Source organism: Streptomyces sp. NPDC048349, assembly GCF_040651925.1.
GTDB lineage: Bacteria > Actinomycetota > Actinomycetes > Streptomycetales > Streptomycetaceae > Streptomyces.
The window spans coordinates 1-11,411 of sequence record NZ_JBEZLA010000110.1 but is presented as its reverse complement, the minus strand read 5'-3'; the positions used below and the strand labels follow the sequence as shown (position 1 = coordinate 11,411).

Annotated in this window: 9 protein-coding genes; 5 read left to right on the top strand and 4 right to left on the bottom strand. The window is 70.4% G+C overall.

Annotated features, from left to right (window positions below; translation table 11 throughout):
* Positions 1–88: 88 nt before the first annotated feature.
* The gene (locus AB0D44_RS33265) at positions 89–895 is read right to left on the bottom strand and encodes a DNA-formamidopyrimidine glycosylase family protein (protein WP_362598288.1); all 807 of its coding nucleotides are present in this window, start codon (positions 893–895) and stop codon (positions 89–91) included.
* A 71-nt stretch (positions 896–966) separates the two neighbouring features.
* Complete coding sequence (locus AB0D44_RS33260; RefSeq protein ID WP_362598285.1) at positions 967–1,452, bottom strand: ribose-5-phosphate isomerase; 486 nt, start codon at positions 1,450–1,452, stop codon at positions 967–969.
* Between the two features lie 220 nt (positions 1,453–1,672).
* On the opposite strand from AB0D44_RS33260, the gene AB0D44_RS33255 reads away from it, so the two are divergent.
* Positions 1,673–3,106 carry an amino acid permease gene (locus AB0D44_RS33255; RefSeq protein WP_362598282.1) on the top strand — a complete coding sequence of 478 codons (1,434 nt, stop codon included), beginning with the start codon at positions 1,673–1,675 and terminating at the stop codon, positions 3,104–3,106.
* A gap of 78 nt (positions 3,107–3,184) precedes the next feature.
* On the opposite strand, the gene AB0D44_RS33250 is transcribed toward AB0D44_RS33255, so the two are convergent.
* Positions 3,185–3,769: a biotin transporter BioY gene (locus AB0D44_RS33250; RefSeq protein ID WP_362598279.1), complete on the bottom strand. Its 585-nt coding sequence runs from the start codon at positions 3,767–3,769 to the stop codon at positions 3,185–3,187.
* A 284-nt stretch (positions 3,770–4,053) separates the two neighbouring features.
* Between AB0D44_RS33250 and AB0D44_RS33245 the strand changes: the two genes are divergently transcribed.
* The 3 genes from AB0D44_RS33245 (at position 4,054) to AB0D44_RS33235 (ending at position 7,837) form a co-directional block, all read left to right on the top strand.
* A complete protein-coding gene (locus AB0D44_RS33245; protein ID WP_362598277.1) occupies positions 4,054–5,451 on the top strand; it encodes an amino acid permease in 1,398 nt (465 codons plus the stop codon).
* A gap of 147 nt (positions 5,452–5,598) precedes the next feature.
* A complete protein-coding gene (locus AB0D44_RS33240; protein ID WP_362598274.1) occupies positions 5,599–7,008 on the top strand; it encodes an amino acid permease in 1,410 nt (469 codons plus the stop codon).
* Positions 7,009–7,180: 172 nt separating this feature from the next.
* The gene (locus AB0D44_RS33235) at positions 7,181–7,837 is read left to right on the top strand and encodes a superoxide dismutase (RefSeq protein ID WP_030016698.1); all 657 of its coding nucleotides are present in this window, start codon (positions 7,181–7,183) and stop codon (positions 7,835–7,837) included.
* Positions 7,838–7,958: 121 nt separating this feature from the next.
* Here the strand turns inward: AB0D44_RS33235 and AB0D44_RS33230 are convergent, their stop codons facing one another.
* Complete coding sequence (locus AB0D44_RS33230; protein WP_362598271.1) at positions 7,959–8,606, bottom strand: DsbA family protein; 648 nt, start codon at positions 8,604–8,606, stop codon at positions 7,959–7,961.
* A 126-nt stretch (positions 8,607–8,732) separates the two neighbouring features.
* On the opposite strand from AB0D44_RS33230, the gene pepN reads away from it, so the two are divergent.
* A complete protein-coding gene (pepN, locus tag AB0D44_RS33225; protein WP_362598269.1) occupies positions 8,733–11,291 on the top strand; it encodes an aminopeptidase N in 2,559 nt (852 codons plus the stop codon).
* Positions 11,292–11,411: the final 120 nt, after the last annotated feature.

The window sequence follows — 11,411 nt, the reverse complement described above, 5'->3', positions numbered from 1 at the left end:
GTACGTCCAGTACGGGGGCATCCGGCCGGCACGCCGAGAGCACGCACCGGACACCGCTCCTTCACCACGGACCTCCGTCAGACACCCCCTAGCGCTGCTGGCAGCCGGGGCACCAGAAGAGGTTGCGGGCGGCGAGGTCGGCGGTGCGGATCTCGCCCCCGCAGATGTGGCAGGGCTGGTTCGCCCTGCGGTAGACGTACACCTCGCCGCCGTGGTCGTCGACCCGCGGCGGCCTGCCCATCGCCTCGGGCAGGTGCTCGTCGCGGACGGTGTCGATCCGGTTGTTCCTCACGCCCTCGCGCATCAGCGCGGCCAGGTCCGCCCACAGGGCGTCCCACTCGGCGCGGGCGAGGTCCCTGCCCGGGCGGTAGGGGTCGATGCCGTGCCGGAAGAGGACCTCGGCGCGGTAGACGTTGCCGACGCCGGCGACGACCTTCTGGTCCATGAGCAGCGCGGCGATGGTGGTGCGGGAGCGGGAGATCCGCTTCCAGGCCCGGTCGGGGTCGTCGTCCGGGCGCAGCGGGTCGGGGCCGAGCCGGTCGTGTATCGCCTTCTTCTCGCCCTCGCCGATCAGTGCGCAGGCGGTGGGCCCCCGCAGGTCGGCGTAGTGCTCCTCGTTCAGCAGCCGCAGCCGGACCGTGTCGGTGGCGGGCGGCGCCGGGGCGGGACCGAAGCCGAGCTTGCCGAAGAGGCCGAGGTGGATGTGGATCCAGGCGTCGCCCAGCTCCAGGAAGAGGTGCTTGCCGTGCGCCTCGGCGCCCCCCAGCTCGCGCCCGTCGAGCAGGGCCGCGCTCTGCGCGAAGCGGCCCTGGGGGCTGCTGACCCGGACCGGGCGCGCGGCGAACCGCTCGGTGTGGTCCTGGGCGAGGCGGTGGATCGTATGCCCCTCGGGCACGGCAGAGCTCCTCGGCAAAGAGAAACCGGCCGCGCCACCCCCCGCAGGGAGCGGCGCGGCCGGAAGCGGAATCAGCCCTGGGGGTGGTGGGCCGGGATCGGGGGCAGCTCGCCGGTCTGCTCGTACGCGGAGAGCATGTCGATGCGGCGGGTGTGGCGCTCCTCGTCGGAGTACGGGGTCGCCAGGAAGGCCTCGATGAAGCTGACGGCCTCGTCCTGGGTGTGCATCCGGCCGCCGACGGAGATCACGTTGGCGTTGTTGTGCTCGCGGCCGAGCTTCGCGGTCTCCACGCTCCAGGCGAGGATGGCGCGGACGCCCTTGACCTTGTTCGCGGCGATCTGCTCGCCGTTGCCGGAGCCGCCGATCACGATGCCGAGGCTGTCGGCGTCCGCGGCGGTCTTCTCCGCGGCGCGGAGGCAGAACGGCGGGTAGTCGTCCACCGCGTCGTAGATGTGGGGCCCACAGTCGACGGGCTCGTGGCCGTTGTTCTTGAGCCAGTCCACCAGGTGGTTCTTGAGCTCAAAGCCGGCATGGTCGGATCCGAGGTACACGCGCATGGGTCGAGTGTGGCACGAGGGGGCCCGACAGCCCGCAACGGGGTGTCGCGTAAGTCACTTCTAAAGCTCAAGTAAACCCAAAGAACGCAGATGGGACAGGGCGGGACCAAGGTCCTGGACCTTCGTCCTATCGCAACGATCCGGATTGAGGTCTTCCGTCCTACGTTCATCTCAGGTTTGAATGCCGGGGCTCGCAACCCGAGAACCTAAGGATCCGTCCATGAGCTCCACGACGACCCTTCAGAAGACAGGCGACACGCCCGGTGAACCCGGCGCCGCCCAGTCCTCAGACGGTCTGAAGGCCGGTCTCAAGAACCGCCACCTGTCCATGATCGCCATCGGCGGTGTCATCGGCGCCGGTCTCTTCGTCGGCTCCGGTGGCGGTATCGCCAAGGCCGGCCCCGCCATCCTGATCTCCTACGCGCTCGTCGGCGCGATGGTCGTCTTCGTGATGCGGATGCTCGGTGAGATGGCCGCCGCCAGCCCGAACTCGGGCTCCTTCTCCGCGTACGCCGACCGTGCGCTCGGCCGCTGGGCCGGCTTCTCCATCGGCTGGCTGTACTGGTTCTTCTGGGTCGTCGTGCTCGCGGTGGAGGCCACCGCCGGTGCCGCCATCCTCGAGAGCTGGATCCCGGCCGTCCCGCAGTGGGCCTGGGCGCTGATCGTGATGGCGGTGCTGACCGTCACGAACCTCGGCTCGGTGGCTTCGTACGGCGAGTTCGAGTTCTGGTTCGCGGGCATCAAGGTCGTCGCCATCGGCGCGTTCGTGATCGTCGGCATGCTGGCCGTCTTCGGCGTGCTGCCGGGCTCCGACAACCCGGGGGCGGGCTTCGCCCACCTGACCGACACCGGGGGCTTCTTCCCCAACGGGTACGGCGCGGTCCTCACCGGCGTGCTGATGGTCGTCTTCTCCTTCATGGGCAGCGAGATCGTCACCCTGGCGGCCGGCGAGTCGGAGAACCCCCGCAAGGCGGTCACCCAGGCCACCAACTCCGTCATCTGGCGGATCGGCGTCTTCTACCTCGGCTCGATCTTCGTCGTGCTGACGCTGCTCCCCTGGAACGACAAGTCGATCACCGAGAAGGGCTCCTACGTCGCCGCCCTGGACTCGATCGGCATCGCGCACGCCGGCACGATCATGGAGGTCATCGTCCTGACCGCCGTGCTGTCCTGCCTGAACTCCGGCCTCTACACCGCCTCCCGCATGGCCTTCTCGCTCGGTGAGCGCGGTGACGCGCCGAAGGCGTTCGCCAAGGTCAACTCCCGCGGCGTGCCGGTCGCCGCCATCCTGGGCTCCACGGTCTTCGGCTTCGTCGCCGTCTACTTCAACTACGCCTTCAAGGACACGGTCTTCAACTTCCTGCTGAACTCCTCGGGCGCCATCGCGCTCTTCGTGTGGCTGGTGATCTGCTTCACCCAGCTGAGGATGCGCGGGATCCTGGTCCGCGAGGCCCCGGAGAAGCTGACCGTCAAGATGTGGCTCTTCCCGTGGCTGACGTGGGCCACCGCCGCACTGATCGCGTTCGTGATCGGCTACATGTTCGTGGACGACGCCAACCGCGAGGTGGTCACGCTGTCCACCCTGGTCGCCGGCCTGGTCGTGGCCGTCGGCGTGGTGCTGGACTTCCGCCGCAAGCGGGCGCTGCAGGGCTGAGCCCTGATCCCGTACGGACGACAGAGCCCGGCCCGCCGTCACTGGCGGGCCGGGCTCCGGCGTCTGCGGGCGGGCGGGTCAGCCGCGGCGGCCCGCCAGCTTCCAGGCGGCCGGCAGGGCGCCCATCGCCAGGGCGGCCTTGAGCGCGTCGCCGAGCAGGAACGGGGTCAGTCCCGCCGCGACGGCGGCGCTCAGGGACATCCCGGTCGCGGCCATCAGGTAGGGAACGCCCACCGCGTAGATCACCGCGGAGCCGAGCACCATCGTGCCCGCCGTGCGCAGGACCGAGCGGTCGGCGCCGCGGCGCGCGAGGGCGCCGGCCACCGTGGCGGCGAGCAGCATCCCGAGGACGTAGCCGAACGAGGCGCCGCCCGCTCCGGACGTGCCGTTCGCGAACCAGGGCATGCCGGCCGCGCCGAGAAGGGTGTAGAGCGCCAGCGACAGGAAGCCGCGGCGGGCGCCGAACGCGGTGCCGACGAGCAGCGCGGCGAAGGTCTGGCCGGTGACCGGGACCGGCGAGCCGGGGACGGGGACGGCGATCTGCGCGGCCAGTCCGGTGAGCGCGGCTCCGCCGACGACGAGCGCGATGTCGCGGACGCGGCTCGCGGGCAGCAGGTCGGCGAGGACGGCGCCGGGCCGGAAGGAGACGGAAGCGGTGCTCATCGGGGGGCTCCGGGAGGTCGGGGTGACGGGACGATCACCGACGTTAGTCCGCGGCGCGCGGCGCCCCCACCGCTGCCCGGCACAAAGGCATACTCCTCGGTTTGGTGGAGACCGCACAAAGACCCTTGCCCACACCCGTGTGCGCGTGATCCGTGTCACGGGGTAGATCCGACAACACTTCCGTTTTGCACGCAAGGCCGCCGCTCAGTGAGACTGTAGGGTCCCGCCAATCCGGATGCGGAGCCCCACCGCCGCTGGGCCGAACGAGAGTACGAGCACCCCTCATGCGCGACCGCTTGCCCGAAGCTCCTCCGACGACGGGCGAACTGCCCGCGGAACCCCTCAGTCACAGCCTCAAGCAGCGCCACCTGACCATGCTGGGTCTCGGCGGCGTGATCGGCGCCGGCCTGTTCGTCGGCTCCGGCGCCGGCATCGGCATCGCCGGACCGGCGATCATCTGCTCCTACCTGCTCGCGGGGGTGCTCGCGATGCTGGTGATGCGGGCGCTCGGCGAGATGTCCGCGGCGATGCCCGCCTCCGGCTCCTTCTCGGTGTACGCGGAGAAGGCCCTGGGCCGCTGGGCCGGCTTCTCGGCGGGCTGGCTGTACTGGTTCCTGCTGGTCGTGGTCCTCGCGGTCGAGGCCACCGGCGCCGCGAAGATCGCCAACGGCTGGGTGCCCTCGATCGACCAGTGGGTCTGGGTCCTGCTCTTCATGGTGGTCTTCACCGCCAGCAACCTGGCCGCCGTGCGGAACTTCGGCGAGTTCGAGTTCTGGTTCGCGGCCCTGAAGGTCGGCGCGATCGTGCTGTTCCTGATCCTCGGCACCCTCGCGGTCTTCGGCCTGCTGCCCGACACGGACCCCGTGGGCACGGCCAACCTGACCGGCCGGGGCGGTTTCTTCCCGGCCGGCATGGGCGGGGTCGTCGCCGGCATGCTCGCGGTCGTCTTCGCCTTCGGCGGCCTGGAGGTCGTCACCATCGCGGCCGCCGAGTCGGACGACCCGGCCCGGTCCGTCTCCCGCGCGGTGCGCAGCGCGGTGTGGCGCATCCTCTTCTTCTACGTCGGCTCGATGGTGGTCATCGTGACCCTGCTGCCGTGGGACTCGCTGAAGCCGGGTGAGAGCCCGTACGTGGCCGTCCTGGACTCGATCGGCATCCCGGCGGCCGGCCAGATCATGAACATCGTGGTGTTCGTGGCGCTTCTGTCGGCGCTGAACGCCAACCTGTACGGCTCCTCGCGCATGGTGTTCTCGCTGGCCGAGCGCGGCGAGGCGCCGAAGGCCCTGCTGAAGGTGTCGGACGGCGGGGTGCCGCGCCGCGCGGTCTTCGCCTCGGTGGCCTTCGGTTTCGTGTCGGTGGTGCTGAACCTGCTGTGGCCGGACACGATCTTCCTCTACATGCTCAATGCGGTCGGCGCGGTGCTGCTGTTCGTGTGGGCGCTGATCGCGGTCTCCCAGCTGAAGCTGCGCCCCCGGATCGAGCGGGAGATGCCGGAGCGGCTGACCCTGCCGATGTGGCTGTTCCCGTACGCGACGTGGGCGGCGCTGGCGGGCATGGCGGCGGTGCTGGTCCTGATGCTGTTCGACGACTCGGCCCGGCCGCAGTTGCTGTGGTCCAGCGGGGCCGCCGCCGCCGTGCTGGTGGTGGCGTGGGTGCGGGAGGTCCGGGCCGGCCGGCCCTGACACCTCGTGAGACGTACGGCAGGGCCCGGGACCCAGTGTCCCGGGCCCTGTCCGCTGCGCGGGCGGACGATCACGTCCCGTGCAGCCCACGTCCGGATGATGGACAGGCAACGTCCGTTTATCGGACGGTTCGGCAGACTGCCCCCCATGAGCCAGAGCACCCTCACACCTCCCGGGCAGCAGACGCCGCCGCCGACGGACGCCGGATCCCCCCTGGGCAACGGACTCAAGCAGCGCCACCTCTCGATGATCGCCCTCGGCGGGGTCATCGGCGCCGGCCTCTTCGTCGGCTCCGGCGCGGGCATCGCCGCCGCGGGCCCCTCGATCGTGCTCGCCTACGCCGCGTCCGGGATCCTGGTGATGTTCGTGATGCGGATGCTCGGCGAGATGTCCGCCGCGAACCCCGCCTCCGGCTCCTTCTCCGTGCACGCCGAGCGGGCCATAGGCCCCTGGGCCGGATTCACCGCCGGCTGGATGTTCTGGACCCTGCTGTGCGTGGGCGTGGCCATCGAGGCCATCGGCGCGGCCCACATCATGACCGGCTGGTTCCCGGGCACCCCGTCCTGGATGTGGGTGCTGGTCTTCATGGCGGTCTTCTGCGGGTCCAACCTGGCCGCGGTCTCGAACTTCGGCGAGTTCGAGTTCTGGTTCGCCACCCTCAAGATCGGCGCCATCGCGCTCTTCCTGGGTCTGGGCGTGCTCGCCGTCCTGGGCGCACTGCCCGGCACCGGCGCCCCCGGCACCGCCAACCTGCTGCACGACGGCGGCTTCCTCCCCAACGGGGTGGAAGGCCTGCTGGTCGGACTGCTCGCCTCGGTCGTCGCGTACGGCGGGCTGGAGACGGTGACCATCGCGGCCGCCGAGTCCGAAAACCCGGTCGAGGGCGTCGCCAAGGCCGTGAAGACCACCATGTGGCGGATCGCGATCGTCTACGTCGGCTCCATGCTGGTGATCGTCACCCTGCTGCCGTGGAACGACCCGGCGGTCGCGGCGGACGGCCCGTACGCCGCCACCCTGGACCACCTGGGCATCCCGGCCGCCGGCCAGATCATGAACGTGGTCATCCTGATCGCCCTGCTGTCCGCGATGAACGCCAACATCTACGGCTCCTCGCGCATGGCCTACTCCCTCGTCGCCCGCGGCCAGGGACCGAAGGCGCTGGGCAAGGTCACCGGGCGCGTGCCGCGGCGTGCAGTGCTCGCCTCCTCCGGTTTCGGCTTCACCACCGTGCTGCTGTCGTACTGGTATCCGGACACCCTGTTCGCCTGGCTGCTGAACATGGTCGGCGGGGTCATCCTCGTCGTCTGGGGCTTCATCGCCGTCTCCCAGTTCGTGCTGCGCCGCCGGCTGGAACGGGAGGCCCCCGGGAAGCTGGTCGTGCGGATGTGGGGGTTCCCGTACCTGACGTGGGTGGCGCTGGCGGGCGTGGCCGGGGTGCTGGTGCTGATGGCCCTGGGCGAGGACACCCGGATCCAGGTGATCTTCACCGGCGGCCTGACCGTCGCCCTCGCCGTGACCGGATGGGTCCTCCAGAAGCGGGCCGCCGCCCGCGTCTGACGGACCGGAGGCAACCGAGGCGGGCCCCGTGCGCGAGCACGGGGCCCGCCTTCTTCGTACGCCCCCGAACTCAGGCAACCCTTATGTGTGACCAGGAATAGATACTGCTAGCGTGCAGTTGCGCATTGATTGCAATAAGCAGTTGGCACGCTGAGGGGACCGGATAACACGCATGGCCATCTACACGCTTCCTGAGCTTCCGTACGATTACGCGGCGCTGGAGCCGGTGATCAACCCGCAGATCATCGAGCTGCACCACGACAAGCACCACGCGGCCTATGTGACGGGCGCCAACAACACGCTCGAGCAGCTGGCGGAGGCGCGCGACAAGGAGAACTGGGGCGCCCTCAACGGCCTCGAGAAGAACCTCGCGTTCCATCTCTCCGGGCACATCCTGCACAGCATCTACTGGCACAACATGGCCAGCCCGAAGACCGGCGAGGGCGGCGGCGAGCCCACCGCGGCCGACGGCCTGGGCGACCTGGCCGACGCGATCACCGAGTCCTTCGGCTCCTTCGCGAAGTTCAAGAAGCAGCTGACCTTCGCCTCCTCCGCCACCCAGGGCTCCGGCTGGGGCGTGCTCGCGTACGAGCCCGTCAGCGGCCGCCTGGTCGTCGAGCAGGTCTACGACCACCAGGGCAACGTGGGGGTGGCCAGCACCCCGATCCTGGTCTTCGACGCCTGGGAGCACGCCTTCTACCTGCAGTACAAGAACCAGAAGGTGGACTTCATCGAGGCGATGTGGAACGTCGTCAACTGGCAGGACGTCTCCAAGCGCTACGCCGACGCCAAGGCGAACACCCCGCTGCTGATCCCCGCCAAGGGCTGATCGCACCTCCGAGCCCGTCCGCCTCGTGATCGTCTTCTCACCTTTCACCGGCGGGCGTGTCCAGCAGAAGACCCCCGTGAGGACGTGACTCACGGGGGTCTTCTGTGTGCGACGGTACGGGCTACTCGAAGGAGGGGCCCTTGGTGCGCGTGCGCTTGATCTCGTAGAAGCCGGGGGTGGAGGCGACGAGCAGGGTGCCGTCCCACAGGCGGGCCGCGGCCTCACCGCGCGGGGCCGGGGTGACGACCGGGCCGAAGAAGGCCACGTCCTCGCCGTCGGCGCCGGGCACCGAGATCACCGGGGTGCCGACCTCCTGGCCGACCCGGTCGATGCCGTCGTTGTGCGAGGCGCGCAGCACCTCGTCGTACTCGTCGGAGTCGGCGTACGCGAGCAGTTCCGCCGGCAGGTCGAGCGCCGCCAGCGCCTCGGCGATCACCTCGCGGGTCGCGCCCTTGTCCTCGTTGTGGATGCGGGTGCCGAGCTCGGTGTAGAGCTTGCCGGTGATCTCGTCACCGAACTTCTGCTGGGCCGCGACGACCACGCGCACCGGCGCCCAGCCCTTGGGGCCGAGCAGTTCGCGGTAGCGCTCGGGCAGTTCGTCGAGCTTGTTCTCGTTCAGGACGGCCAGGCTCATCACGTGCCAGCGGACCTCGACGTCGCGGACCTTCTCGACCTCCAGCATCCAGCGGGAGGTCATCCAGGCCCAGGGGCAGAGCGGGTCGAACCAGAAGTCGACCGGAGTCTTCTCGCGCACCTGGGTGTCGGTCATGTCTCTCCTCGCATCGCTCACGGCGTCGGTCAGGGTGTCCCCCTCCCCAACCAGCGCGCGTTCGCACGCATTCCCCCCATGGGAGGATTCGATCGAAGGAACCCGACCACGCACGAAGGAGTGCACGTGCCCGGAGAGAATCTGTCCCGCGACGAGGCCCGCGAGAGGGCCGAACTGCTGTCCGTCGACGGGTACGAGGTGGTCCTCGACGTGAGGTCCGCGGTGGACGAGGCCGAACCGGCCGAGGGCCCCCGGACCTTCCGCTCGGTGACGACGATCCGCTTCCGGGCCGCGGCCTCGGGCACCGCCACCTTCGCGGACCTGATCGCCCCCTCCGTGAACTCCGTGACCCTCAACGGGCGCGCGCTGGACGTGGACGCCGTCTTCGACGGGGTGCGGATCGCCCTGGACGGGCTGGAGACCGAGAACGTCCTGGTGGTGGACGCGAACTGCGCGTACAGCCGGACGGGCGAGGGTCTGCACCGCTTCGTCGACCCGGAGGACGGCGAGGTCTACCTCTACACCCAGTACGAGCCGGCGGACGCCCGGCGGGTGTACGCGAACTTCGAGCAGCCGGACCTGAAGGCGCCCTACCGCTTCGAGGTGTCCGCGCCCGAGGGCTGGCAGGTGTGGAGCAACGGGGCGGAGGAGTCCCGCGAGGCGGGGGTCTGGCGGTTCGCCGAGACCGCGCCGATCTCCACGTACATCACCTGCGTGGTGGCGGGCCCCTACCACTACGTGACGGACTCCTACACCCGCGGGGACCTGACGATCCCGCTCGGCGCGATGTGCCGCAAGGGGCTCGCGAAGCACTTCGACGCGGACGACGTGTTCCTGGTCACCAAGCAGGGCTTCGACCTCTTCCACGAGATCTTCGACTACCCGTACCCCTTCGGGAAGTACGACCAGGCCTTCGTGCCGGAGTACAACCTGGGCGCCATGGAGAACCCGGGGATGGTGACCTTCCGCGAGGAGTACATCTTCCGCGGCAAGGTCACGCAGGCCTCGTACGAGCGGCGCGCGAACGTGATCCTGCACGAGATGGCGCACATGTGGTTCGGCGACCTGGTCACCATGAAGTGGTGGGACGACCTGTGGCTGAAGGAGTCCTTCGCGGACTTCATGGGCTCCTTCGGGCTGGTGGAGGCGACCCGCTTCGACCAGGCGTGGGTCACCTTCGCCAACAGCCGCAAGGCGTGGGCCTACCGGGCCGACCAGCTGCCGTCCACGCACCCGGTCACGGCCGACATCCGTGACCTGGAGGACGCCAAGCTGAACTTCGACGGCATCACCTACGCCAAGGGCGCGGCGGTGCTCAAGCAGCTCGTCGCCTACGTGGGGCGCGACGCGTTCCTGGACGGCGCGCGGCGCTACTTCAAGGCCCACGCGTACGGGAACACGACGCTGGACGACCTGCTGTCGGTGCTGGGCGAGGTCTCCGGGCGGGACATGGCCGAGTGGTCGCGGGCCTGGCTGCAGACGGCGGGGGTCAACGTGCTCACGCCGATGGTGACCTGTGACGCGGGCGGGCGGGTGACCGAGCTCGCGGTGGTGCAGGAGGGCGAGGAGCTGCGGCCGCACCGGGTCGCGGTCGGCCTGTACCGGCTGGAGTCCGACGGCTCCCTGGTCCGCTACGCGCGGGCCGCCACCGACGTGTCGGGCGCGCGGACCGTGGTCGCGGAGCTGGCCGGGCGGGAGCGGCCGGACCTGGTGCTGGTCAACGACGAGGACCTCACCTACTGCAAGATCCGCTTCGACGAGGGCTCGCTGGCCACGCTGCGGGCGCACCTGGGCGACCTGACGGACCCGCTCGCGCGGGCGCTGAGCTGGTCGGCGCTGTGGAACCTGACGCGGGACGGGCTGATGCCCGCGCGGGACTTCGTCTCGCTGGTGCTGGCGCACGCGGGGCGGGAGACGGACGTCGGCGTGCTCCAGATGCTGCACGCGCAGGCCCTGACCGCGGTCACCCACTACACGGCGCCGGGCCGGCGCGAGCAGGGCGGCCGCGAGCTGGCGGCGGGCGCGCTGCACGAACTGCGGCTGGCGGAGCCGGGGTCGGAGCACCAGCTGACCTGGGCCCGCTTCTTCGCGGCCGGCGCGGCGACCGAGGGCGACTTCCAGCTGCTGCTGGGGCTGCTGGACGGGTCCGCGCGGATCGACGGGCTGGAGGTGGACCAGGAGCTGCGCTGGGACTTCCTGCTGCCGCTGACCGCGCACGGGGCGGTGGACGAGGGGGTCCTCAGCGCCGAACTGGCGCGGGACGACACGGCGTCGGGCAAGCGGCACCAGGTGCGGTGCCTGGCGGCGCGGCCGTCGGCGGCGGTCAAGGACCAGGCGTGGGCGGCGGTGGTGGAGTCCGACGCGCTGTCGAACGCGCTGGTGGAGGCGACGATCGCCGGTATGCAGCAGTCTTCGCAGCGGGAGCTGCTGGCGGCTTACGCGCAGCCGTACTTCGAGGTGATCGAGCGGGTGTGGGCGGACCGGTCGATCCAGATCGGGATGGACGTGGTGAAGGGTCTATACCCGTCGCTCCAGGACCCGCAGTCCACCCTCTCGGCGACGGACGCCTGGCTGTCCGCGCATCCGGACGCCGCGCCCGCGCTGCGCCGCCTGGTGCTCGAGTCCCGCGACGACCTGTCCCGCGCGTTGCGCGCGCAGCGCTGCGACGAGGCGGCGGGCAACTAGCCCGCGGCGCCGCTGTCGGGGCTGAATTGGGCAGGCGTCGCTTGCACGCGCGCAGCGCACCCCTGCGCCGGCGGGGCGGGGGTTGCGGCACTCGAAAAAACAGCGCCCCCCCCGCCGAGG